The organism is Pedobacter sp. AC163 (assembly GCF_979258665.1).
On sequence record NZ_OZ409872.1, the window covers coordinates 26,330 to 50,982 of the forward strand.

Consider the following 24,653-nt stretch of genomic DNA (forward strand, 5'->3'; position numbering starts at 1 on the left):
ACACATTTGGCATTAGGAAGACCAGGATTTAACAGGGGACCACGTCCACCTTTTAAGAAAAAAGAAGCAGAACATAACATTAATCAGTACATTAAATCGCCTGAAGTGCGTTTGGCTGGCGATAATGTTGAACCGGGGATTTATCCTTTGGCAAAAGCTTTGGCACTTGCTGATGAACTTGAATTGGATTTGGTAGAGATATCTCCAAATGCGGTGCCTCCAGTTTGTAGAATTATTGATTACAGTAAGTTCGTTTACGAACAAAAGAAAAAGCAAAAGGAAATTAAAGCCAATGCTAAACAAACTGTAATTAAGGAGATTCGTTTCGGTCCTAATACGAACGACCACGATTTTCAATTTAAACTTAAACATGCAGTAAGCTTTTTAGAGAACGGTGAGAAGGTTAGGGCTTATGTGCATTTTAAAGGTAGAGCAATCGTTTACAAAGAACAGGGTGAAATTTTATTGTTAAAGTTTGCCCAGGCTTTGGAAGATGTAGGAAAAGTAGAGTTATTACCCAAGTTAGAAGGTAAACGTATGTTCCTTACAGTTGCGCCTAAAATAGTAAAAAAATAAAAATAGGTTTATAAATTAAAAAACAGGTTATGCCAAAAATGAAAACCAATTCCAGTGCTAAAAAGCGTTTTTCGCTTACTGGAACAGGTAAGATCAAAAGAAACAAAGCATACAAAAGTCACATCTTAACAAAGATGAGTACTAAACGTAAACGTGCTCTTGGAAATGCAGGAATTGTAACAGATGCAGATTCAGGTAACGTTAAACGTATGCTTTGTATCGGAAAGTAATTTATTAATTCACCAGGTATCAGGCATTAAAGATTCTTAAATGAACGCCGCTTACCAAAAAACAACAACAACATGCCACGTTCGGTAAACGCAGTAGCTTCGAGAAGAAGACGGAAAAAAGTCCTTAATATGGCCAAAGGCTATTGGGGCGCAAGAAGTAAAGTTTTTACGGTTGCTAAAAACACAGTAGAAAAAGGTTTGCAATATGCATACCGTGACCGTAAAGTTAAGAAAAGAGAATTCCGCGGATTATGGATCCAACGTATTAATGCAGGTGCTCGTCAGCACGGTATTTCTTACTCTCAATTAATCGGTAAACTTGCTTCAAAAGAAATCGGTTTAAACCGTAAAGTATTGGCTGATTTAGCAATGAATCACCCAGAAGCTTTCAAAGCTGTAATTGATGCAGTAAAATAGAAATTCTCGCTTAGGCGTTAATGATATTAAAAAAAGGGAACCAAACTGGTTCCCTTTTTTAGTTTAAATGAGGCTGTTGGTAAACTTCATTTTTATTCCGCTTTGAAAATTTAAGATGGTCTTAAATATTTCGATTAAAGTAACTTTTTCAATTTTTGTTAAATTATTAATTTCAATCAGGTTATTTGGCGACCTATTTTCTTTGATGATTTGGTTCGCCTGGTTTTTAAGCCGCAAACCCATCAAGTAATAATAAGACTGTGTCAACTCATTGAATTGGCTTTGGCTAAAAACGCCTAAGTCTTTCAAAGCCCTCAGGCGTTCACCTGTGTTTTCCTTTTGGAAAATTCTATTTTGAAGCGCATAAACCCTTACCAAATCCACAATCGGTGTCATCGCCGTTTTAATATCGAATACCTCTCTGCTCTCTATCTTCTGTGTTTTTATATTTCTGAAATAGGTTAGAGGCGGTTCGTAAAGCAGCGCATTCTTGGCCAGGTAAACATAAAATTTTTCAATAGGTTTCTTCAATTCGTCGTCAACAAAATGACGTAAATCATCCATAATTTCAGCGTCACCATATATTGCCCTGCAATCGAAAAAAGCCGCGAACTTTACCGCTGCTTCCGGTAATGCTTCTTCTATCCAGTTTTTATAATTGTATTTCCAATGTGATAAGGAATGCGTCCAATTAGGATTTGTAGCCATGTAATCGCCATCGCAATACACAAAACCTACATAATTTAATTTATCCGAAACCTGAGTGGCAAAATCGAGGAAATAGCTCCTAACCATTGCTCTTTGATCTTCAGGAGTGTCTTCGTAAATAATAGCATTGTCCTGATCTGTTTTTAACGAAAGTTCCTTTCTTCCCTCACTTCCAAGTACCATAAATACAAATTTAGCAGGCGGTGGACCAAGTTTACGGATCACATCTTCTATAATTTTATTCGAAATCGTGTCGGCAATGGTGGTAACCACTTCATTCACAATCTCGGCATGCACCCCACGGTCGAGTAGTTGCGCTACAATGGAAGGTACTTTTTGCCATTTTGCTTTCAGCTCTTCATTGCTTGTGGCGCTCTTCACCGATTGTATAAATACTAAAGGAGATTTTGTTTGCTCACTCAACAGCCTGTTTCTGCTCAGAAAACCGATAAATTTACCCTCATCTTCTATAAGCAAATACCGCGACTTACTGCTAAACATGAGTAATATGGCTTCATAAACATAGGCGTTGGTGGAGATGCTGATGATTTTATCATCCATAACATTGCTGATCTGCAGCTTCGGATCTATTAAACCAGCAATTACCCGATCCCGTAGTGTAATATCGGTTACGAAACCTACATATTGCTCCTGCTCATCCCTTACAAAGAGGCAGCTCGTTTTATTCTCCGCCATTTTAATTGCAGCTTCGAAAATTGGGGTATTTTTATTACAATAGATGATTTGCCTGTAGCCAATGCTTCTTATTTTCGAAGAATAAAGTTGATCAACAACTAAATAATTATCTTCAAGTGATCCATTCGTCTTGTAAAAATGAGCGTATTCATCATCAAGCATTCTCTTGCCAAAATCATTTGCAAAAAAATCGAAGAACTCCTCATATTCTGCACAAATTGCTTTGAAAATTTTTCTTGGTAATAAAAGAGCCTTCGTACCCGCCTGCGCCACAACTGTTTTAATAGGCTTCCTTTTATTGAACAAGATCGAAATTCCCCCACAAGTAGTTCCTGGTCCATATAATTCTACCTTGCGTTTTGCTTGCTGACTATCTAAGAAAAAAGTTTCAAAACTTCCTTCTACCATGATATGAACCCCTTTAACCTTATGATTTCCCTCATCAAATAGCCTGGTGTTTTCAGGGAAGTCGACTTCTTCAACCAGATTGGCTAATTCTTCTAAAACTTGATCGGGCAGCACACTGTAGGGAAGGGTAGCGGCCAGAAAATCAATTTTTTCTTTCATGAATTATAACGGGAATAGGCGATTTATAAAATTACGGGATTTTTCAGTTTTTTGTTCGTTTGCTTTTAACAAATTATCAGATTGTTTTCTTATCGCATCATGATCAACCATTCCGGTTTTCAGGAGATGAAAAAATATTTTTGATGTATTTAATGTATCTGCCAGTGCGTTATGATAATCCTCAGGTGCCTCAGCAAACAGCTCTTCATAAAACTCATTCAATTTAAGCAGTTCTACAGAAGGGTTTCTAACATAAGGCCTGCTTGCACTCATGGTACAAAAAAAGTCGATGCCATTGAAGATATCATTTAATCCCAGGCGGGAGAATTCGACATTAATCATATGGAAATCGAACTCGATAAAGTGACCAATTACCAAGGGTTTATATTTGTCAATATCTTTTTTAAATTCCATCATTACTTCTAATCCTGAAGCGCCGTTAGCCTCTAAAAAATCATGAGTAATGTGATGGATTTTCTGCGAAGCTACATCTAAAGCAATGTCGGGATTTTTAATGTAATGGTTTTTCCTCTGAATTTCGATATAATGTTCATCGTAAATGATCCAGGCGATTTGGATGATATGAGGCCAGTTGTTCTCCTGAGTATAGGAAGCTTTCCAGTTTTTGGGCAGGCCTGAAGTTTCGGTATCAACAACGAGAAAATAATTTTGCACAGGCTTATACTTGATTAGTTCGATACCAAATATAGGAATTTATCCTAAGCCTAAATCCTGTCTTGAAGCCACGTTGTAGGCAGAAAGCAATAAAATCAGTGAATCTAATTTCTATAAGCGGAAATTTTAATTGAACTATTGTTACCTCAACTTATTAAGAAAAAATCTTCACCGCTTTTACAGTGAAGATCCTATTTTATAAGTTTAGAGATAAGTAAAGCAAAGCAGCTAAAGTTGCTCCAATAATTGGGCCGGCAATTGGAACCCAGCTGTAAGCCCAGTCACTTGTGCCTTTTCCTTTCATGGGAATGATCGAATGAACAATCCGGGGACCTAAATCTCTAACGGGGTTAATTGCATAACCCGTTGTACCTCCGAGTCCAAGGCCAATTACCCAAACTAAAAATGCAACTGGAATTGCACCTAACGAACCTAAGCCAATGGGTGTTTTATCACTGCCCATCTCGGCATTTGTAAAGTAGAAAATCACGAAAATGAGAACAAATGTTCCTATGATTTCTGAGAATAGGTTTGATTTTAGATTCCTTATTGCCGGTGCCGTTGCAAATGGGGCAGCTTTTAACCCCTTATCTTCGGTAGCATCAAAATGATCTTTATACATTACCCACACTAAAAAAGAGCCAACAATAGCACCACAAAGCTGGGCTAAAATATAATATGGAACTTTAACCCAATTAAATTTTTGTGCAATGGCTAAGGCGATGGTTACCGCTGGATTTAGATGTGCCCCGCTGAAGGGCGCCGCGATAACTACCCCTACAAATACAGCCAATGCCCAGGCTGTGGTAATTACAATCCAACCGCTATTATTTCCTTTTGTGCCGTTGAGTACAACATTTGCCACTACGCCATTTCCAAGTAGAATCAGCAACGCTGTGCCAATAAATTCTGCAACAAATTCTGTCATGATGAATATTTGGTTAAATATTTTTGATACAATTAAAGTTAGTCAACTGCACTTGCTTTCGCTGCTTTTATTGCTCTGTTCCATCCCTTAATTCGAGCCGCGTTGTCAACCCCATCTTCGGCAACAAAAGTTTTATCTACTTTCCACTGAGATCGAATCTGATCTACGCTATCCCAAAAACCTGTAGCTAAACCAGCTAAATAAGCTGCACCTAATGCGGTAACCTCTGTAACCTGAGGCCTTATCACTTTACAATTTAGTAAATCGGCCTGAAACTGCATCAATAAATTATTCGCTGTGGCGCCACCATCTACACGAAGTTCGGCGATATTTACACCTGCATCAGCCTCCATTGCCTTTAGTACATCCATCGTTTGATAAGCAATACTTTCTAAGGCGGCTCTTGCAATATGCGATTTATTAGTGCCTCGGGTGAGACCTGTTATTGTTCCTCTGGCATGTTGATCCCAATGTGGCGCCCCTAAACCCGCAAATGCAGGCACTACGTAAACCCCATCGGTATCTTTTACTTTTTGGGCAAGCGTCTCTACATCGGCAGATTTAGAAATTAGTCCCATTTCATCTCTGAGCCACTGTACCACTGCACCGCCAATAAAAATACTGCCTTCTAACGCATAATGCACCTGATCATTTATCTTCCAGGCGATGGTGGTTAACAGATTATTCGAAGAGAGTTTGGCCTCGGTACCAATGTTCATGAGCATGAAACATCCTGTGCCATAAGTGTTTTTTACCATCCCGATTTCGGTACACATTTGTCCGAATAAGGCCGACTGCTGATCGCCGGCAATACCTGCGATGGGTATTTTAGCGGCAAGAATTCTTCCGGCCGTTTCACCATACACTTCGCTTGAGGATTTTACTTCTGGCAACATGCTTTTGGGAATACCGAATAAGTCGAGCAGTTCCTCATCCCATGCCAGGGTATGGATATTGTAAATCATCGTTCTGGAAGCATTGGTGACATCAGTTACATGTTTTTCGCCTGCTGTCAACTTCCATATAAGCCAGGAATCAATTGTACCGAATGCTAATTTTCCCGCTTCAGCTTTTTCTTTAGCCCCCTTAACGTTCTCTAAAATCCATTTTGCTTTGGTAGCTGAAAAGTACGAGTCGATAATTAAGCCTGTCTTTTCTTGTATTTTTTCGGACAAGCCTTGTGCTTTAATTTCATCACAGTAAGTGGAAGTTCTTCTGTCTTGCCAAACAATAGCATTATATATAGGCTGGCCGGTTTCCCGATCCCAAACGACAGTTGTTTCTCTTTGGTTGGTAATTCCGATTGAATCGATATCGGTTGCCGATAGTCCGGCTTTTACGATTACCTCAGCTGCTACCGATAGCTGAGTCGACCATATTTCCAATGGATCATGTTCTACCCATCCAGCCTGAGGATATATTTGCGTAAATTCGCGTTGGGCCATGGCAACAATTTCGCCATTATGATTAAAAATGATCGCTCTTGAACTTGTGGTTCCTTGATCAAGAGACATGATAAACTTGCTCATAATTATATTTGGTTAGGTTTTATTAGGTTAAGGCTTTCTCAATTTGCGTTGAGTCAATGTGGTAAGTATAGCCGTCGGCTAATTTATTAAAATTATCTACTTGATCATTTTCCCAACTAATTTGTTGCTTAAGTTCTTTAGCTAGGAGTGAGGCTACTTTTGGTGCCATCTCTTTAGCCGCGTTCGCATCAATAAACAGTATTCGTAATCTTCTACTTAGAATATCTTCAACGGTTTCTGCCATCTCATTTCTGGCCGACCAAACTACTTCTGCCAATAGGTACGGAAATTTTGGGTGAAGTTTTTGATTTAAATCCGGTTCTTGTTGAGCTAAATTTTCGATATTCTGACGATCGGAACCATAAATATCCAAATGATGATCCCCAGCTATTTCAGTACTGCCATGAATTTTTAGCTCTTTGGTAATGCATGGTTTTGCGTTTAAGCCAGCATGAGTAATGGCTAAATCAACCGTTTCTTCTGCCATGCGGCGGTAAGTGGTCCACTTGCCGCCGGTAATAGTAATTAATCCTTTGGCAGATACCATTAATTTATGATCTCGACTGATCTCTTTTGTGCTATTTCCATCCCTATTTGTTGGCGCAGCAAGAGGTCGCAAGCCAGAGAAAACACTTAAAATGTCTTTTTCCAAAGGTTTTCTTTTGAAATAGGTGGCTGCTGTAGCAATTATAAAGTCTACTTCTTCTTTTAATGCCCTTGGTTCCAAACTGTGCTCATCTAAGGGTGTGTCGGTTGTGCCAACCAATAAATGTTGGTGCCATGGAACAGCGAAGAGAACTCTGCCATCTGATGTTTTTGGTATCATCAAAGCTGATTCGCTATTCAAAAAGCTTTTATCCAATACTACGTGAACACCTTGACTGGGGCGCACCAATTTTTTAGACTGAGGATTATTCATCTGCAAGATATCATCAACAAACACTCCTGTAGCATTTATAATTACTTTCGCATATTGTTTCGATGTTTCGCCAGTGATTGTATCCTTAATTTCAATACCGTTCACTTCATTGTTGGCATTTTTTAATAATGCAGTAACTTTCGTATAGTTACATAATGTAGCGCCATTTTCAATGGCTGTCTGCGCAATGTTAATGGCTAGGCGGGCATCATCAAATTTGCCATCATAGTATCTGATACTGCCTTTTAAACCCTTTTCTTTAATGCCGGGCATCAAAGCTAAAGTTTGACTTTTACTGAAGAATTTTGATTTTCCAAAACTGAACTTTCCAGCAAGCCAATCGTAAAGGGTTAGTCCTGTTAAGTATTTCGCTACAGAAAACCAATCGTAACAAGGAATTAAAAATTCCTCTTTATTAACCAAATGATTGGCATTTTTTTGTAAATAACCTCGTTCGCGTAAGGCATGTTTCACTAATCCAATATCACCCTGGGCCAGATACCTCACGCCGCCATGTACGAGTTTAGTGCTGCGACTAGATGTGCCTTTAGCATAGTCTGATTGTTCGACCAATAAAGTTTTTAACCCCCTGGTGGTCGCATCTAATGCTGTGCCTAATCCAGTTGCACCACCACCAATAATGATGATATCCCAAGTATAATTATTTGGCAAAAGATGATGATGAAGTCTTTCCATTTATTTTTAAAAAATAATAAAACGAAACAATACGCAATTATAAGTAATCATTATCGAAATAATATAATATCGGTGTTAAAAAAATATTAATTATCTGACCGAATCAGATATGAGAATTTTATTTGCTAATTTGCAGCAGAAATAAATGATTAGATTTTATGATGAATTTAGCTGAAAGGCACCAATTTATTTTGAATCGCCTGCAGAGAGACCAATATATTAATGTGGTGGATTTATGTAAGGAGTTGAAAGTATCATCTGTAACAATTAGAAAGGATTTAAAACTCCTTGAGGATAAAACGCTACTTTTTAGAACCCACGGGGGGGCGACAATAAATAATCCATATACAGTAGATCGGCCAGTAAACGAAAAAGAGAAAATACAGTCGACTGAAAAGAATAAAATTGGGTTGGCGGCTGTTTCACTATTGAATGATAACGATTCTATTGTAATCGCCTCTGGCACTACGGTATTCTACTTCGCCAAAAATATTCCTTCAGGTACAAACTTAACGGTTGTTACTTCTGCACTAAACGTAGCTTTAGAATTAATGAGAGAACCCAGTATTGAGGTGATTCAGCTGGGCGGTTTGCTAAGGAAAAGTTCATCATCTGTTATGGGATCTTACGCTGAGCAGGTTTTAGGCGATTTTTATTTTAACAAGTTATTTTTAGGGGTAGATGGCATTGATTTAGATTTCGGTTTAACCACTACGAATGCTATGGAAGCGCACCTGAATCGCAAAATGATTAGCGCATCGCAAAAAACAATTGTATTAGCAGATTCAACTAAATTTGGGAAAAGAGGTTTTGGAAAGATTTGTGGTTTAGACGAAATTGATCATATTATCACTGATAAAGGAATTTCTGAGCAAATTGTAAAACATTTAGAAAGTTTAGGTGTTACTGTTACTATTGTATAGTTTATACTTAAGAACGAACCAAAACGATATAATTTGAATATGGAAACTAAACGAATACACATTTTAGAAGACGATCAAGAAATAAGAAATGTAATTGAAATCTTATTAAAAGAAGAAGGTTTTGAATTACAATTATCATCAACATTTGCCGAATTAAAAAAGAATATCCAGGATGCTATGCCTGATCTTTTTTTGTTAGACGTGATGCTGCCAGATGGAAATGGTGCAGAAATTTGCGAAGATTTAAAGACTGATATTTTTACGAAACATATTCCGATAATTGTAATGTCTGCACAAAACAATAGCGAACAAAAAGCTATTGCTGCTTTTGCAAATGATTACATCAGTAAACCATTTGATATTGATGACGTTTTAGAGCGTATTAATAAACAATTGAAAATTAGTTCGGAGAAAAGCGCTAGTAAAGCATAATTATTAGGGCATTTGAAACATAAAGAGAGGCATTGCCTCTTTTTTTATGCGCTAATTTTCAACTTTTATAAGTTTATTTTTTTGAGTTACCCGAAATTTGATTAATTTGCTTGCTCTGAATCGTCCTGATTGTTAATCTAGTTTAAGTATTTTTTAGAATTTAAATTAACAGCAATGAGTGTCGACGTTGGTCAGGTTCTTGAGCGTGTAGTACGCAGAGATAGCATGGGAATTAGTGAGCTTTCCCGAAAGTTAAACGTAAGTAGAAGAACCATCTACAATTGGTTCGATCAAAAAAGTCTAAATCCAGAAATTCTATTGAAGGTTGGCCATGTAATAGGTCACGATTTTTCTAAAGAATTACCGGAAGCTTTTTCGAATAGCAGTCATCGACCTCACAATACTTACCATCATCCAAATCAAAATAATCCCACCAATGGCGATAGTAAGTCTGTTTACTTCTGGATGGATAAATACATTAAGCTATTGGAAAAATACAATGAACTTCTTGGTCAACTGTCGGATGAGAAAAAGGGTACAGAAACTAGTCAGGATCGCTTAATTTCACGTGATTTTAAGTCGTCTACTATTCTTTCCTAGCTAACAATCATTAGTATTGAAGGGAACAATTTATCTTTTTCATTGTCGTGGAAACTAGAAAATCGAAAACCCTCGCGAAATTCATAAGTTTTTAATTGTAACATCCAATTGATTTACCCTATTTATTGTATGCAGAGGAAATTCATCGCAAAACTAAACGTAAAAAATTTTTGTTAGATTTTAGAGTGTTAATCAGCTCTTTGCCAAAAGGTATTAATCATTAAGATATTTCATTACTTAGTATAGGAACAGTTTCTAGACCCTCAATGAATATGAATACAAGAAGAGATTTTCTACAAAAAATGGGTGCATCTGCACTAATGCTGCAGCTGAGTTCATTATCAACATTTGCGAACTATTCCGAAAAGAAAGATCAGTCTTATCAAGGGAAAGTGCTCAGAGTTGCTATTATGGGTTTAGGCGGGTACGGAACCCGTGTGGCGGAAGCAGTGAAAGCCTGTACTAAGGCAAAACTGGTGGGGGTGATTAGTGGTACGCCATCCAAAATTAAAGATTGGCAACTGAAGTACGACATTCCAGCGCAGAATTGCTACAACTATGAGAATTTCGACGAGGTAAAAAACAATCCTGATATAGATGCGATTTATGTCATAACGCCAAATGCACTTCATCACGATCAATTTATCCGTGTGGCCAAAGCTGGAAAACACGCCATTTGCGAAAAACCAATGGCCGTGAATGCCAAACAGGCGCAAGAAATGGTTGCTGCTTGCAAAAAAGCAAATGTGAAATTATTGGTGGGTTATAGAATGCACTTTGAACCGCGGACCCTTGAAGTGATTCGAATGAGGAAAGCTGGCGACTTTGGAAAAATTATGTTTTTTCAGGGGCAATGCGGCTTTAAAGCAGGCGACCCAAACCAGTGGCGATTAAATAGAGCACTGGCTGGTGGCGGAGCAATGATGGACATTGGAATTTATGCGCTTAATGGCGCAAGATATATGGTAGGTGAAGAGCCTGTTTGGGTAACGGCACAGGAAACCAAAACCGATCCGGTGAAATTTAAGGAAGGCGTAGATGAAACCATACAATTCCAATTGGGTTTCCCTAGCGGCGCTATAGCTTCATGCTTGTCTAGTTATAATATCAACCACCTGGATAGATTTTTTTTGAGTGGCGAAAAAGGCTTTGCAGAGATGCAGCCATCAACAGGTTACGGTCCGATAAAAGGCAGAACACATCAAGGCGAACTCAACCAACCCATTACCACCCATCAAACAGAACAAATGGATCAAATGGCAGCGATTATTTTCGAAAATAAACAACCTGTTGTCTCTGTAGATGGTGAGGAGGGTTTGAAAGATCTTAAAATTATTGAGGCAATTTATCAAGCTGCGAAGACCGGACAAAAAGTCAAACTCCCTGGCTAGTGTTTGGTTGTAAAGTGCAAGCTTCTTATTGATAACCCTTATTGCTTTACAGCATAGTACTTAGCTTATCATACGTTTTGAACTCTTTAATTTTTCAGTTAAGGATTTATCTTCTATTCAAGTTTATAGTTTTTCACCTTCCTGGGTGGTATTTCTTGCGCTATTTCCTGAGCCAGCGTATCTATATTTCTTCCACAATCTTCTTTGGTAAAATGAATGAATTAAAATCAAGTATTTATGACCCTTGATAACGGGTATTTACCGTTCAACAAAAAAATAATCTGGCTGGTTATAAAATTATAATCATCGTTCCATCTATATGGAAGATCAGAATTAAACAAATCGGTTTGAATTTGCTCGACGTGTCAATAGGGATGTAAGCGGTAACAGGTTTAACTTCAAATAATATACTATGGAAGATTTCAATTCTCATTTTAGCAGTGCCTTTTTAGGCAAGAAAATATTGATAACTGGCGGCAGCACCGGAATCGGAAGAGCATCTGCAATTTTGTTGAGTTCTTTGGGAGCGAAATGTTTAATCTGCGGCAGGAATGACGAACCTTTGCAGGAAACAATAGCAGTCATCAAAAGTAAAAAATTACCAATTGCAATTGCTGTCGAAGCAGATTTGTCATCAGGAGCAGGCATACGGAAAGTTTTTGATGCCGTGGATTCTGAACTTGGCGGACTGGATATTCTTATCAACAATGCTGCACTCGGTTACGGAAGTATCACGGATGGTGGTTACGAGGATTGGCAATATATTTTAAATACGAATTTGCTAGCCTACATGGCCTGTAGCCAGGAGGCAATAAACCGTTTTAAATCCGCCGGAGCAGGACAAATTATCAATATTGGATCCATGAGTGCCGATGTGCGGGAAGAGAAAAGCAGTGTTTATGTCGCAACAAAAGCTGGGATTCAAGGCTTTTCTGAGGCATTAAGAAAAGAAATTAATCCATTGGGGATTAGACTTTCACTTATCGAACCAGGAGCTGTTGATACTGATATGCAGCCGGCTAGCAAAGAAGAGAAATTGGAACAGATAGAAAAACATGAAATGCTTCCTGCAGATGACATTGCTTGGGCTATCGCATTTTGTATTGCCCAACCACCTGCTTCGGATGTTGTGAACCTAAAAATCCGCCCACATTTGCAGCTTATTTAATGTTTTTTATATAACGTTTAATGATATCGAATGAGCATTAAAATGAAAGCAGCCTTAAAAGAGGCGGACGGAACGTTCAAGATTGAACAAGTAGACAGGGTTAAAATTCCAGCCGATGACTGGGTTTTGGCCCGCATTAAAGTTTCGGGTATCTGTGGAACAGATTTACGGCACTGGAAAAAACATGAGCCAGATCTCGAATGTAAAATTATGGGACATGAAATGTCTGCAGTTGTTGTGGAAACCGGACCGGTAGTTCGAAATGTGAAGCCGGGCGATAGGGTGGTGGTAGAAACCTTGCTAGGTGATGGGACCTGCGACTGGTGCCGGGTTCAGCAATATAACCTTTGTCCAAATTTGTATAAGGTAAGGATGGATACCATATCCAGATCCTTTGCTGAATACGTTGTTGGCCCCTCTACCAAATTCCATATTCTTCCCGATAACGTGAGCGACGAAGAAGCTGCTTTGTTGGATACATTTTCTGTTAGCCTGCATGCACAAAAGCTTAGCGGACTGAGAATAAATAACAAAGTTGCGATAATAGGTGCGGGGCCAATAGGGTTGGCACAACTTCAACTGGCCAAGTTATCGGGTGCTGAAGTAGTTGTATTCGATATTGTTCAAAGTTCTTTGGCTTTGGCTAAATCTTTAGGAGCAGATAGGGTAGTGAATCTTGAGACGGAAGACCCTCAAGTTTGCATGAAACATTTCAACAATGGAAGAGGAGCAGATTTGACTTTTGAGTGCGCCGGAGGCGAATCGATGACCACCACGCTTCCTGTAGCGGTATCAATCACTCGAATTGGAGGAAAGGTAATAATTGTCGGGGGCTTTGAAAATGGAAATACTGCTATAGAATTGAATTGGCAGGATTTACAAAAATCGGAGATCAGTTTGATCCCAAGCGCCAGTTATGGCTTTTGGGATATTTATCCAGAAATGTCGATTTGTGTGGAACTGCTTGCTAAGGGGAAAATCAATGCAAAGAAAATGATCACTCATACTTATCCATTAGATCAAATAAACGAGGCGTTTGAAACTGCTCAGAATAAAAAAGAAACGGGAGCAGTGTTCGTAGCCTTAACAGTTTCATAGATTAATTATAATATCAACTTAATACGTTAAAAATATCCTGGTGAAGGCATTTTCACCAGGATATTTTTATTTTCTCATTGCCGGAAACGCTAAATTCGATAGCTTGTTTATCTATTTTCATCGGTTCAACTGCGTTGGAATCATTCCCGATATAGACAGTAAAGTTGTACGTATCTTTTGGTTCCTGAGGTAGAAGAACTATCCGGCAAGATAATCGCTGGTCGCCTTGGGTAGCAAAACTAACGGACTTCCCACGTTTTCGAAAACCGCTTACTGGATAATCACAGAATATCATAAAGGATTCATCTTTTACTTTGTGGTATTGTTTTTCTATAACGCCAAAAGCAACACCAGCACCATACACCTCCTGACCAACTTCGCCAGATTGTTCCCAGCCATCATGAAGATCTTCAAGCGCAATCCATAAAGAGGGGTCGATTTCGCCGGTTTTGGATTTTTCGACTATCGCATCGGTTTTAAGCATTGTAGGATAATAATATACCACGCGGCCAATGATGTGTTTCACAAACTCCGCAATTAGAAGCCTGATGGAAGGAAGCACTTCCAGATCCTGAATTTGAACAAGATAATCGCACAAAGCAGAATAAACCTCCTGCTCTTCATAGGCTGCTGTATATGGTGCATCTTTTAATGGAAATATGCCAAAAAAGGTAGGGAAGTTTTTGGCGTGCCCGTAATTGCATTCCCATAGTTGCATATTATCAAACAATGCTGCAATGCAAACGTAACTCAGTTCGAGATATGTTTTGTCACCCGTTTCCTTGTAAAGCCTAATCATTGCTCCTGCAGAAAATGCAGTATTGTTCGCCTGGTAAAATACTTCGAAGCTAAGGTTTTTAAGCTTTTCAGCTGCCTGCCTTGCTTCTTCAAAATATTTTTTGTCACCCGTCATTTTCCATAACCTGAGCATCAAATCTGCATAGGTTCCTGGTACGTCTTTTTCGCCGCCTTCACCTTCAGCAGTTTCGGCTTTAATAACTTCTAAGGTATCCATCTGATAAAAAACAGGCCACTCATACTTAAAATGTTGTGCCACCTTGATTGCGTAATCAATGGAATCCATGAGAAGGGTTTTTGCAGTCTTATTATTACGATCGCTCAACCTCGCCAAATTCATTAGTGGATGATGTAAGTACCAGGAATCCATTACACGAGGCTTCTTTTGTTCCTCTGAGTGGTCGAGGTTGCTCTCCAGAGCCGGCAACCAACGCACAATAGTTTTCATTTTTGGTTCATAAAAAGCTGGCAAACCTGCTATCAGTTCATCAACTAATTTATGGTCGGCCTCACCTTTCCATTCCAGATATTCGAGCATTGGCACTAACACGGCTAACTGAACCATTACCTCTGGTGGCGATTTGTAATCAGCTACGTAGGCGTTCAGATAGGAGTGGCCGCCCGCAAATGTCCAGCAACCCTTATGATAAACCAGATCCTGGAGGCCCTTCTCGGCGGTATCCAGCCATTTATAATAAGTGGTTTCAGGCCGGGGAAGTTGCAGATAAACATCAGCAAGCTTATCAAGGTATTGAACAGCTATGTCAGCAGGTGTTGTGGGAACTTCCTTTGAAAATACAACGAAGCTATCGTTCAGGATATATGATTTGTTCTTTTCCAGACTGGCATTTGAAGCGGGTAAGGAGAATCCGATTTCCGGCCATTCGCCACCAACCGTTTCACCTGCGCTAGATTGTGTACCCTCGCAATAATCATTTAGGGCTGTTAGGTTTTGAAAGTAAAATACTGATCCAGACTCCCCATCGTTGAAGTACATGATGCCTGAACGTGTACCTCGTTGCTGAGTATGTATTGTACCTTTCTGCTTGATTTTCCCCTTTCTATCAAAACTTAGGATATCTTTTGGCCAATAAGGAATTAAAAGCGGGATCTTAGGCGTAGCATTTAAAGAATATCTCAGTTGGCCATTTTCAGGATTCCAGGAGATGTCTACCTGATAACCTAGTGAGTTAGTCTCCAATTTAACGCTGGCTTTATTTGCTTTGAGATCCATGTTTTCCAAGGTTAAAACACCTGACGGAGAAAATGCCGTTCTAAATCCTATGCTTGAGTCATCTTGCCATCGTTTCACCAGCCATAAAGTATCACTGGTTAAATAAAGAGACAAGTCCATTTCTTCAGAAAGCGCTGCAATTGGTTTTAAATTTTTCAGTTCTGATTGAGCATTAGCCGCCCATGCTGATATTGGTTCCATATATAAATTCTTACCTATTTAAAACGATTGAGCCGATAACCATGTTTAGCGTATAAATACCTGATTTGGATGGTTAATACCTGGTTCGAAGGTATCAAGACCACAATACATCAGTCAAAGCTACATATTCAAAAGGGTGAAATACCTGGTGATTCATTGACGAGAAAACAAGAGTTTCAATAGAAAGCCTGCAACCCATTTTCATTATTAATGTTTTATAGAAGGCGTGTATTTGGTGTCAGCGCAACGGAAAAATTCTAAATTTGGAAATGACTAGTAGCACCATCAGTTTGTTAAATCTTAAGTATAGTGATATACTTTTGCCTATCATCATTATTGCAGGCATGATTTACAGTATTGTGGCTAAAAAACTCACTATTCCAGCATCCTTTACCGGAGGCTTAATGGCCTGTATAATCTTTATGGCCTCGGGCTTTGTTGGTGTGATGATGATGACCGCCTTTTTTATTATTGGATCAGTTGCTACTTCGTGGAAAAGGGATCAAAAGCGGAATTTTTCTGATCTGGATGAGAACAAAAATGGCAGAACAGCCGCTCAGGTTTTTGCTAATGCTGGTGTTTCTACTATCGCTGGTGTTATAGTAATTGTTTATCCTCAATCTGCTGCCCTTATGTTGACTACAATGGCCGCGGCTTTTGCATCTGCTACTGCAGATACACTTTCCTCAGAACTTGGAGTAATCTACGGCAAGCGATTTTATAATGTAATCACGCTGAAATCGGATCAACGTGGGAGAGATGGTTTGATCAGTTTAGAAGGTACTTTGATTGGTGTAATGGGAAGTCTGGTGATTGCGTTGGTATATGCAATTGGTTTTGGATTTGATATTAACCTCTTGTGGATTACTCTGGCGGGTACAGCAGGGAATTTATCAGATTCAATACTCGGAGCATTGTTGGAACGCAAAGGGTTAATAGGAAATAATGTAGTCAATTTTTGTAGTACGCTAGCTGCGGCGATTATCGCTTTGATGTTGCTCGCTATTTCATGAAAATTTAAAGTTCAATCTAAATATCATCCTTCTAAGCTTCGACATACCTCTTTTATTAAAAGAAGAAGCCAATGAGTTTATAGCAACCGATCAATTCCTGCCCAATCGGTTTGTGAAAAATACTTCCAGAGAGAGAATTTACTTGATTTACATTTTAGCAGAACAGAGCCAATAAAAAGCTTGTTGTTTGAGTATCTAAGGTTTTGAGGTGAAGGCACCCAAAATCGTTAGGAAAACAAAATCCTGATAAAATGTAACTAGGAAATATGGAAGGAATCGACATTCTTGGAATAGTGGCGGGTATATGTACATCGTCGTCTATTCTTCCCCAGATTATTAAAACCTTGAAAAAGAAAAAGGCAGAAGAGGTATCTATATTCATGTTTATTGTTTTAATGACCGGAAATGCACTTTGGATTTATTACGGATTCGTGAAGTCAGATATTGCGATAATTTCTACGAACTTCTTTGCGCTGGCATTGAACATTGTGATGATTGTGCTCAAATTTCGTTATCGCTAAGTTGTGTAGATGAATTCTGAATTATAAACCCTACTAAAATCTCTTAAAATGACAATAGCTTATCATGCTTCACACGAACAATTTGCCCCTAGCGTTTTACTCGAACTTAGCAAACTAGCGCAAGATTGTGGGTTTAATGCTATCTCCTCATCAGATCATTTTCATCCCTGGAGTGAGCGGCAGGGTGAAAGCGGCTTCTCATTTGCCTGGCTTGGGGCAGCACTTCAATCTACCACTTTACCTTACAGCGTAGTTTGTGCCCCGGGTCAACGTTATCATCCAGCCATAGTGGCTCAGGCTATTGCCACGCTCAATGAAATGTTTCCCGGACGACTATCGGTTGCCCTGGGAAGTGGCGAAGCTTTGAATGAAAGTATCACTGGAGATAAATGGCCGGAGAAATCTTTAAGGAATGCCAGACTTTTGGAATGCTACCAAGTAATTTCAAAGCTTTTAGATGGCGAAGAGGTTAACCATAGAGGTCTGGTTAATGTAGAGAACGCAAGACTATACACGTTGCCAAAAGAAAGACCACTGTTATTTTGTGCGGCAGTTAGCCTGGAAACTGCAAGGTGGGCGGGCGAATGGGCAGACGGCTTATTAACGACGCATAAACCGCATCATGAACTAGAAAAAGTAGTGCAGGCGTTTAGAAGCAATGGCGGCGCAGGGAAACCCATTCATTTAAAAGTTCAGCTATCTTATTCACGAGCGAAGGAGGAGGCAGAAGCTGGTGCTTATGACCAGTGGCGCAGCAATATTTTTCAGGGAAGTGTACTGGGTGAATTGCCAACTGTGGCACATTTCGATGCCGCAGCTCAATTGGTAAAGCCGGCGGATATGGAAGAACATGTGAGAATTTCCTCCAGCCTAAATCAACATAAAAAGTGGATTGAACAAGACCTAAGTTTAGGAATAGATCGCATAATTTTACACAATGTAAATCGAAATCAAAAAGAATTTATCGAAGATTTCGGTGGCGAAGTACTTCCTAATCTTCGTTTTTAAATGAAAACATTCTCGCTATTCGTTTAGGAAAATGCGTTCGATATGATTTAACCTTTGGTTAGGTGAGCTTACTAAGAAGTAAGCTCACACATAAATATACTGACGGTGACAAATTGAGGCCTTATCTTTTTTTCCTGCAAAGCAGATATAAAGCGACGCCAACTGCTACTGTGGTCAACGCTTTTTTGGCGAAAGGGCCAGCGTTATATTTCATTTCCGATTTCATACCTCGCTCCGCAAAAATATTAGGAATTGTTCCTTTTTTTAGGTCATCAACAATCCCTTCCCAAGCGTTCACGCGGTCGGCTAGAATGAGCGGAATCCAATGTCGGTAACGGTCTTCACTATGTTTAAATGCATATCTTCTAATCATTCCACTTAAACCTGATGGAGGAATCGACTCGCCAAATACCATACTAAACGCTGGCCTTTCATTCGATTTAAGTAATTCAATGTTCACCGGTTGTGGCTCTGACCGCTCATAAACGCTGCGTTTATGGTCGTCGCCCGTATAGTTTTTCATTGGATAAGTGGGTTCGTTTTCAGGGTCTATATCTATTCCCCAACCTGGAATGCTTTTGTAATCTATTGAATTTGTTTTCATCTTTCTTAATTTTTTGTTGAAGGAATTAATACCGTTTTGATACACTCGTCAAGTTTCTTCGAGAAAATGTTATAGGCATCTGCAATTTCTTCGAGTGGAACACGATGGGTAATTAAATCTTTGGGACTAAGCCTGCCGGATTGCACATGATCAATTAATTTAGGAAGAAGTCTTTTTACTGAAGCTTGATTGGCACGTAACGTTATTCCCTTGTTGAGTACATTTCCAATAGGTACGTAATTAAACGGTGGACCATAAACACCCACCACTGACACAATACCGCCTTTTTTCACGGAATTAATGGCCCATTGTAGTGCTGTGGCAGCACCCGCCTGCATCAGCGTAATTTTTCCAGTGAAGGTTTGCAATGCGTTCCCTTCTGCCTCGCAACCCACGCAATCGATACACACATCCGCACCATACCAATCGGTTGTTTTCTTAAGGAATAAAACCGGATCAGCCATAGATTTGAAGTTGTACGCTTCACACTTCGCATAATTTTTTGCAAACTCTAAGCGATAGTCCACGTGGTCGATGATGATGACCCTTGCAGCACCAAAAAACCAGGCACATCTTGCGGCCATAATTCCAATAGGTCCGGCACCAAAAACTACTACGGTATCGCCTTCTTTAATACCACCCATTTCTGCCGCCTGATAACCAGTGGGCACCACATCGGTAAGTAACACCGCGTCATCCGGATCCATATCTGGAGGAATCACTGTTGGTCCCACGTTAGCATAAGGCACTCGTACATATTCAGCCTGTCCGCCGTTGTATCCTCCCGCCGTATGTGAATATCCAAAAATGCCACCCACTGCAGTTGCCATGGTGTTTGATTCATGGCAGTTTCCATATAAACCTTGTTTGCAGAAATTACACTTTCCACATGCAATATTAAATGGAACCAGAACCTGATCACCCACTTTAACATTTGTAACCAGCGGTCCTACTTCCTCGATAATTCCGATAAACTCGTGTCCGAAGGTTGATCCAACTCTTGTATCGGGCACCATACCATGATAAAGATGAAGATCAGAACCGCATATACACGTTCTGGTCACCCTCACGATTGCATCCTCGGGATGAAGAATTTCTGGCATTGGTCGTTGCTCAGCCCGGACCCTAAATGGTCCTCTATAATTCATTGCTAGCATTTCAAAAAAAATTAATGGTTTAAGGATTTAGTTATTTGAAATTGATATCGGTATGAAAAAATTAGAGGAATAGATGGTAAAAATTTTATTTTTTTCATAGCGAAAAACTCTTGTTGTTAGTTGAAAAACATGCCCTGAGAAGCAAAAGTTTTGTAAATATTTGTTTCAATATATCTTCAGCAAGCTTATTGGTAATCAATTCTTTTTTGAAAAACGTCCATTATCGCTGGCTTTCCACATACTTAAGCGGTGCGAGTTGAAACGTGCCAATCTGATTTAAACGATTGCTTTTCGCCGCTATAAAAAAATCGATGTTGCCGCAAAATGATAAAACCATCATTTGAAATTCTTGGTTTTTTAGAAGCGGACTAATGTAAACCGTTTGAGAGGAGCTGCTCAAAGTTTAAAATATAATTGAAAATCTTTCTGCAAAGGTGAAATTGAAGAATCGAAAGCTTATGGAAAAAATATCTCAAAGTGAGGATAATCATTTTATCCCAATGACTTCATCATCCAGCTATGATGATGGAGTAATTTCTGGTGATGTATACTACTACACCAATCAAATTGTGAATATTGCTATGGTAGGTAAACCTGGTGAATCGTGGTTTTTAGTTGATGCTGGAATGCCAACTTCGGGAAAAGAGATTCTCAAAGTTGCAACAGAAAGATTTGGAGAACGAAAACCTGACTTTATTTTGCTCACTCATGGTCATTTTGATCATGTCGGAGGTCTTGTTGAACTTCTAGAAAAATGGCAAGTTCCAGTCTATGCACATCAGGCAGAGTTTCCTTTTCTAAATGGAACACAAGATTATCCTGAACCAGATGACACTGTTGAAGGTGGGCTTCTGGCAAAAATCTCGTCACTATATCCACACAAAGCTACAAATATCACCCCTTATCTAAAAGTTCTGCCTGAGAACCAAACCTTGCCAGGATTTGAAGATTGGAGCTGGATACATACGCCAGGACATTCGCCCGGGCATATTTCCATTTTCAGGCCAATAGATCGTGTACTGATAAGCGGCGATGCTGTTGTAACCGTGAGGCAAGATTCACTTTATAAAGTTCTCTTCCAGATTAAAGAAGTTAACGGCCCGCCACGGTATTTGACTACTGATTGGGATGCTGCCCATCAATCGGTGAAAACGTTAGCCAGCCTTGATCCGGAGTTTCTACTTACCGGGCATGGCCAAGTGATGGAAGGTGAAGAAATGAGATCGCAATTAAAAGATTTAGCCGAAAACTTTCACGAAAAAGCGGTACCGAAACATGGGAGATTTAGCTAAGATAGCGTCTACCATTTAATTATGATAGATACTAAATGGAAATCAATGTGAAATATTAAACGACATCAAAGACATGAAACTTACAGATACGTTAATTAAGGTAATTAATAAGGCCTATCCGGAAAATGAATTTATTGAAACAAACTTTGGTCGTTATGATCTTTCGCTGAAAACAGACGATGACGGCAGAGCAATTATGATTTTTATTGGCAAGAAGGATGCAAATGGAAAAATCAGAGGCGAGCGCTACGCCAGAAGGCTTAAATTCGGATCGAATGGTGAGGTTATTAAAGACCATTGGGAGCATAAAGGCCCTGCCACTCCTTAATAGAAACGGACGCGGCGCAATTGAATGGTTGCGCAGCGTCCATTAGAATACAATAAAAAAAGTTATAAAAGGGCATTAGCTGATAAGCATTAGGATCACTGTATAAAATCAGCTAACTCACTTAATATTTCTTCCCAGCTCATCTAGCAGTTCTTTCTCCTTTTTTAATCTCGGTAACTCGTCTTTTACAAAAGCTTTTACCCTTTGTTGTCTTGCGTTATAGGCATCCTCATAAGCTTCAATGTTTTTATTCAACTCAACTGATAATTGTTTATAAAATGGCCTGTCGAATGCTATACCTACCTGCCGAGATAACCAACGAAGCGAATCAACTTGTTCGATCCGCAATGCCTCATTTAAAAGCACTTTATTTTTATTGCAAAAACCCTCCAAGTTTTTTTTATAAAATCTGGTGCGTTCACGTGCCCTTTTTGCATATGTTTTAATTTCTTCACTGCTTCCGGAAGACAAAGCCGCAGTAAGTAAACTATCTTGAACAACTAGAGATTGGCTCGCTGCTTTCAAATATCCTGCTGCATCTTCCTCCATATTTGTTTCGAATGTTTCAACCCCTCCAACGTGATCTTTAACAGCAGTATCATTTCCAACGCTGTCTTTTTCCATTGATGAACGTTTGTCGGCTATATTGCAGCCCAAGCCAAGGTTGGCTAGTGCTATAATGGTAATTGTATTTCTCCACTTAAATGTTCTTTTAATCATAATATTATATTTTATCTTCTTGAAAACATCGCTCCTTAATTGTTTGTTGATGCGACCTGTGATAGGAGAGAAAAACACGTACATTTTGAAGCTAAGCAGGTATTTAACTTCGGTTTAGAAAAGATTGAGACTAATGAGATCTAATTCCGTTCAAATGAAGTAGCTCGACAAATGATGGTTCTAAAAATTCAAATCGCGATTGATTTGGTTTAGAAGTAATTAACCTGAGGTGGTCAAAACCAATTCATGCCAAATATGTTGTCTTTCATATTAGCTATGTTATGCAATCGTATAGTTTCAACATCAATACCTACAAAGTTGAGGTAAATCAGTTTAATAATGAATACCATGTCAGTCTTGATGGGGTTCATGCAGGTGTGATATTTCCCGAAAAGATAGAGGAACCGCCATTTACAATCTGGAAAACCAGTGATCTTATTCCTGAAGATTTGGTCCAAAAAATCGGCGCAGCGATTGAGCAAGAGCAACGCTAATTTCAATGGAAGTCTAGTTAGTCGTTAATTGGTTGGTTTTTGTAGGGAAACGTTCGGAATGTAAATGAAACGATTTAACCATCTTTTATCTTAATACACTACTTTAGTTTAACTCCATTACGTACTGAAATCCATTTTTTTATTTCCCTCATTATCAACGTTTAGATCTTATATTTTAATTTAAAAAAATGGAAACGCTTATACCAGGTTTGTTCTTGTATCCAGATTTTATTGATCTAGCAAAAGAAACAAAATTATTAAATGAAATTGATGGTCAGTCATGGATAGTTGATTATCAAAGAAGGCTTCAATATTATGGCTTTAGAAATGAACTGGAGGTACCCTACAATCTGGTGAACTATCCGATCGCTATTCCTCAGGAAATAGATCAACTGGCGCTGGAAATTGTCGAAAAGCATATTTTAGATCATCAGCCTGATCAGGTAATAATCAACGAATACCTTCCTGGTCAAGGCATTAAATCACATAAAGACCGGGCTTATTATGAGAATCAAATTTGCGGGATCAACCTCGGAAGTGGATGTGTGATGAAATTTACTAATACCAGCACTTTTGAAGTTATTGACGTGGTGATTCCCAGGCGATCTTTATATGTGATGCAGGATGATGCCCGCAAAAAATGGAGTCATGCAATTCCGCCAAGAAAAAAAGATATGATCGATGGAAATATAGTTCATAGAGATAGGAGAGTTTCGATCACTTATCGAAAAGTGAAACCATCCAGGGTGCAGCCACTCGATCCAAACGGAAAAGTTGCCCAAATGTTAGCAGAAAACTTAGGTGTTTCAATGAGGTTGTGAGTCGAACTTAGCGTTCACTGTAAGCCTTTCGCCATGTTTTTCGGTTATAGAGCATGATGCTTAAGCTTTAGGATAACGGCAAAAAGCATTAATTGAGCTGCTACAGATTAAAAGTTTCCTATAACCCGTGACACGGAAACTAGATAAAGGAAATTTTATTTTACTGTTTTTTCAAATAGTAGGAAATGCTGTAAGGGCAGAAATTTGCCGTTTTTAACCAGCTTAAATCCACTCGCTCCAAGCTCTTTTTTCACTTGCTTTACACTCATTTTGTGCTCTGGTTTGATTGCTACCTGTGGGTCTTCTGCTTTATACTCTAATAGCAGTAGCTGACCATTAGGTTTAAGCGCTTTGCTTATCGCTGCGAGGTATGCTGCAGGGTTTTCTAATTCATGATAGACATCTACCATAAATGCCAGGTCAATTGAACTGGGTGGTAAATTGGGTGAGGTATCTGAGCCTTTGATCACTTCCACGTTTTTAACACCATCGTCGAACGCTTTTTTCTTTAGGTGAACAATTGCATCATTTTGGATTTCGACTGCATATACTTTACCTTTCGGAATACGCGTAGCAACACGGAAAGTATAAAATCCAGATCCTGCACCAATATCAGCAACAACGGTGTTGCTCTTTAGTGGCATCGACGCCAAAGCCAGATTAGTGTTTTCTTCCGCTGTCCGGCTGTTTCTTTCCAACCATTCTACGCCTTCGAAGCTCATTACCTGGGCAATCTCGCGGCCCATATATACCTTGCCTGTACCATTTGCAGATGGTTTTTTGAAAGTGTAAGGCGATTGTTGTTGTTGTGCAACGGCCGTTTGAAGCAATAACACCAAGAAAACGGGAAAGACAAAATTTGATATTTTCATAGTAATGAAGTATAATTTATGTGAAATTATCTATTTC

General features: G+C 39.1%; 26 protein-coding genes. 16 read left to right on the top strand and 10 right to left on the bottom strand.

What is annotated here, in order from left to right; translation table 11 throughout:
- Nucleotides 1–6: 6 nt before the first annotated feature.
- The 3 genes from infC (at nucleotide 7) to rplT (ending at nucleotide 1,223) form a co-directional block, all read left to right on the top strand.
- Nucleotides 7–576: a translation initiation factor IF-3 gene (gene infC / locus ACZZZK_RS00100; protein WP_463482277.1), complete on the top strand. Its 570-nt coding sequence runs from the start codon at nucleotides 7–9 to the stop codon at nucleotides 574–576.
- Nucleotides 577–605: 29 nt separating this feature from the next.
- The gene (gene rpmI, locus ACZZZK_RS00105) at nucleotides 606–806 is read left to right on the top strand and encodes a 50S ribosomal protein L35 (protein ID WP_010600880.1); all 201 of its coding nucleotides are present in this window, start codon (nucleotides 606–608) and stop codon (nucleotides 804–806) included.
- Nucleotides 807–878: 72 nt separating this feature from the next.
- Nucleotides 879–1,223 (top strand): 50S ribosomal protein L20, encoded by a 345-nt coding sequence (gene rplT / locus ACZZZK_RS00110; RefSeq protein WP_029285460.1) that lies wholly within the window; start codon nucleotides 879–881, stop codon nucleotides 1,221–1,223.
- Between the two features lie 63 nt (nucleotides 1,224–1,286).
- Here rplT and ACZZZK_RS00115 read toward each other — a convergent pair whose 3' ends face one another.
- The 5 genes from ACZZZK_RS00115 to ACZZZK_RS00135 form a co-directional block, all read right to left on the bottom strand.
- Nucleotides 1,287–3,194 carry a DUF294 nucleotidyltransferase-like domain-containing protein gene (locus ACZZZK_RS00115; RefSeq protein WP_463482278.1) on the bottom strand — a complete coding sequence of 636 codons (1,908 nt, stop codon included), beginning with the start codon at nucleotides 3,192–3,194 and terminating at the stop codon, nucleotides 1,287–1,289.
- A gap of 3 nt (nucleotides 3,195–3,197) precedes the next feature.
- On the bottom strand, nucleotides 3,198–3,869 hold the full coding sequence (locus ACZZZK_RS00120) for a 3'-5' exonuclease (protein WP_463482279.1): 672 nt from the start codon (nucleotides 3,867–3,869) through the stop codon (nucleotides 3,198–3,200).
- A 196-nt stretch (nucleotides 3,870–4,065) separates the two neighbouring features.
- Entirely contained in the window at nucleotides 4,066–4,797 is a 732-nt protein-coding gene (locus ACZZZK_RS00125; protein ID WP_463482280.1) for an MIP/aquaporin family protein, read from the bottom strand.
- 38 nt (nucleotides 4,798–4,835) lie between these two features.
- Nucleotides 4,836–6,326 (bottom strand): glycerol kinase GlpK, encoded by a 1,491-nt coding sequence (gene glpK / locus ACZZZK_RS00130; protein ID WP_463482281.1) that lies wholly within the window; start codon nucleotides 6,324–6,326, stop codon nucleotides 4,836–4,838.
- A gap of 22 nt (nucleotides 6,327–6,348) precedes the next feature.
- Entirely contained in the window at nucleotides 6,349–7,941 is a 1,593-nt protein-coding gene (locus tag ACZZZK_RS00135; RefSeq protein ID WP_463482282.1) for a glycerol-3-phosphate dehydrogenase/oxidase, read from the bottom strand.
- A gap of 158 nt (nucleotides 7,942–8,099) precedes the next feature.
- On the opposite strand from ACZZZK_RS00135, the gene ACZZZK_RS00140 reads away from it, so the two are divergent.
- The 6 genes from ACZZZK_RS00140 (at nucleotide 8,100) to ACZZZK_RS00165 (ending at nucleotide 13,553) form a co-directional block, all read left to right on the top strand.
- Nucleotides 8,100–8,864, top strand: a complete 765-nt coding sequence (locus tag ACZZZK_RS00140; RefSeq protein WP_463482283.1) for a DeoR/GlpR family DNA-binding transcription regulator — start codon at nucleotides 8,100–8,102, stop codon at nucleotides 8,862–8,864.
- 39 nt (nucleotides 8,865–8,903) lie between these two features.
- A complete protein-coding gene (locus ACZZZK_RS00145) occupies nucleotides 8,904–9,296 on the top strand; it encodes a response regulator transcription factor (protein ID WP_056848848.1) in 393 nt (130 codons plus the stop codon).
- A gap of 174 nt (nucleotides 9,297–9,470) precedes the next feature.
- Entirely contained in the window at nucleotides 9,471–9,896 is a 426-nt protein-coding gene (locus tag ACZZZK_RS00150) for a helix-turn-helix domain-containing protein (RefSeq protein WP_463482284.1), read from the top strand.
- 272 nt (nucleotides 9,897–10,168) lie between these two features.
- A complete protein-coding gene (locus ACZZZK_RS00155) occupies nucleotides 10,169–11,287 on the top strand; it encodes a Gfo/Idh/MocA family protein (RefSeq protein WP_463482285.1) in 1,119 nt (372 codons plus the stop codon).
- Between the two features lie 412 nt (nucleotides 11,288–11,699).
- Nucleotides 11,700–12,455 carry an SDR family oxidoreductase gene (locus ACZZZK_RS00160; protein WP_463482286.1) on the top strand — a complete coding sequence of 252 codons (756 nt, stop codon included), beginning with the start codon at nucleotides 11,700–11,702 and terminating at the stop codon, nucleotides 12,453–12,455.
- A 30-nt stretch (nucleotides 12,456–12,485) separates the two neighbouring features.
- Complete coding sequence (locus ACZZZK_RS00165; RefSeq protein WP_463482287.1) at nucleotides 12,486–13,553, top strand: zinc-dependent alcohol dehydrogenase; 1,068 nt, start codon at nucleotides 12,486–12,488, stop codon at nucleotides 13,551–13,553.
- 52 nt (nucleotides 13,554–13,605) lie between these two features.
- Here ACZZZK_RS00165 and ACZZZK_RS00170 read toward each other — a convergent pair whose 3' ends face one another.
- A complete protein-coding gene (locus ACZZZK_RS00170) occupies nucleotides 13,606–15,786 on the bottom strand; it encodes a hypothetical protein (RefSeq protein ID WP_463482288.1) in 2,181 nt (726 codons plus the stop codon).
- 269 nt (nucleotides 15,787–16,055) lie between these two features.
- Between ACZZZK_RS00170 and ACZZZK_RS00175 the strand changes: the two genes are divergently transcribed.
- The 3 genes from ACZZZK_RS00175 (at nucleotide 16,056) to ACZZZK_RS00185 (ending at nucleotide 18,328) form a co-directional block, all read left to right on the top strand.
- Nucleotides 16,056–16,799, top strand: a complete 744-nt coding sequence (locus ACZZZK_RS00175) for a DUF92 domain-containing protein (protein ID WP_463482289.1) — start codon at nucleotides 16,056–16,058, stop codon at nucleotides 16,797–16,799.
- 266 nt (nucleotides 16,800–17,065) lie between these two features.
- Nucleotides 17,066–17,320 carry a SemiSWEET family sugar transporter gene (locus ACZZZK_RS00180; protein ID WP_265798677.1) on the top strand — a complete coding sequence of 85 codons (255 nt, stop codon included), beginning with the start codon at nucleotides 17,066–17,068 and terminating at the stop codon, nucleotides 17,318–17,320.
- A gap of 48 nt (nucleotides 17,321–17,368) precedes the next feature.
- Nucleotides 17,369–18,328, top strand: a complete 960-nt coding sequence (locus tag ACZZZK_RS00185) for a TIGR03885 family FMN-dependent LLM class oxidoreductase (RefSeq protein WP_463482290.1) — start codon at nucleotides 17,369–17,371, stop codon at nucleotides 18,326–18,328.
- 121 nt (nucleotides 18,329–18,449) lie between these two features.
- On the opposite strand, the gene ACZZZK_RS00190 is transcribed toward ACZZZK_RS00185, so the two are convergent.
- Together ACZZZK_RS00190 and ACZZZK_RS00195 are read right to left on the bottom strand one after the other, a co-directional pair.
- A complete protein-coding gene (locus tag ACZZZK_RS00190) occupies nucleotides 18,450–18,932 on the bottom strand; it encodes a hypothetical protein (protein WP_463482291.1) in 483 nt (160 codons plus the stop codon).
- Between the two features lie 5 nt (nucleotides 18,933–18,937).
- Nucleotides 18,938–20,080 (bottom strand): zinc-dependent alcohol dehydrogenase, encoded by a 1,143-nt coding sequence (locus tag ACZZZK_RS00195; protein ID WP_463482292.1) that lies wholly within the window; start codon nucleotides 20,078–20,080, stop codon nucleotides 18,938–18,940.
- Between the two features lie 467 nt (nucleotides 20,081–20,547).
- On the opposite strand from ACZZZK_RS00195, the gene ACZZZK_RS00200 reads away from it, so the two are divergent.
- Complete coding sequence (locus ACZZZK_RS00200; RefSeq protein ID WP_463482293.1) at nucleotides 20,548–21,381, top strand: MBL fold metallo-hydrolase; 834 nt, start codon at nucleotides 20,548–20,550, stop codon at nucleotides 21,379–21,381.
- 73 nt (nucleotides 21,382–21,454) lie between these two features.
- On the top strand, nucleotides 21,455–21,709 hold the full coding sequence (locus ACZZZK_RS00205) for a hypothetical protein (protein WP_463482294.1): 255 nt from the start codon (nucleotides 21,455–21,457) through the stop codon (nucleotides 21,707–21,709).
- A 117-nt stretch (nucleotides 21,710–21,826) separates the two neighbouring features.
- Here ACZZZK_RS00205 and ACZZZK_RS00210 read toward each other — a convergent pair whose 3' ends face one another.
- A complete protein-coding gene (locus ACZZZK_RS00210) occupies nucleotides 21,827–22,429 on the bottom strand; it encodes a DUF4142 domain-containing protein (protein WP_463482295.1) in 603 nt (200 codons plus the stop codon).
- A 281-nt stretch (nucleotides 22,430–22,710) separates the two neighbouring features.
- Between ACZZZK_RS00210 and ACZZZK_RS00215 the strand changes: the two genes are divergently transcribed.
- Together ACZZZK_RS00215 and ACZZZK_RS00220 are read left to right on the top strand one after the other, a co-directional pair.
- Nucleotides 22,711–22,923: a hypothetical protein gene (locus ACZZZK_RS00215; RefSeq protein ID WP_463482296.1), complete on the top strand. Its 213-nt coding sequence runs from the start codon at nucleotides 22,711–22,713 to the stop codon at nucleotides 22,921–22,923.
- A gap of 188 nt (nucleotides 22,924–23,111) precedes the next feature.
- Entirely contained in the window at nucleotides 23,112–23,744 is a 633-nt protein-coding gene (locus ACZZZK_RS00220) for an alpha-ketoglutarate-dependent dioxygenase AlkB (protein WP_463482297.1), read from the top strand.
- Between the two features lie 155 nt (nucleotides 23,745–23,899).
- Here the strand turns inward: ACZZZK_RS00220 and ACZZZK_RS00225 are convergent, their stop codons facing one another.
- Nucleotides 23,900–24,616 (bottom strand): class I SAM-dependent methyltransferase, encoded by a 717-nt coding sequence (locus tag ACZZZK_RS00225; RefSeq protein WP_463482298.1) that lies wholly within the window; start codon nucleotides 24,614–24,616, stop codon nucleotides 23,900–23,902.
- Nucleotides 24,617–24,653 lie beyond the last annotated feature (37 nt).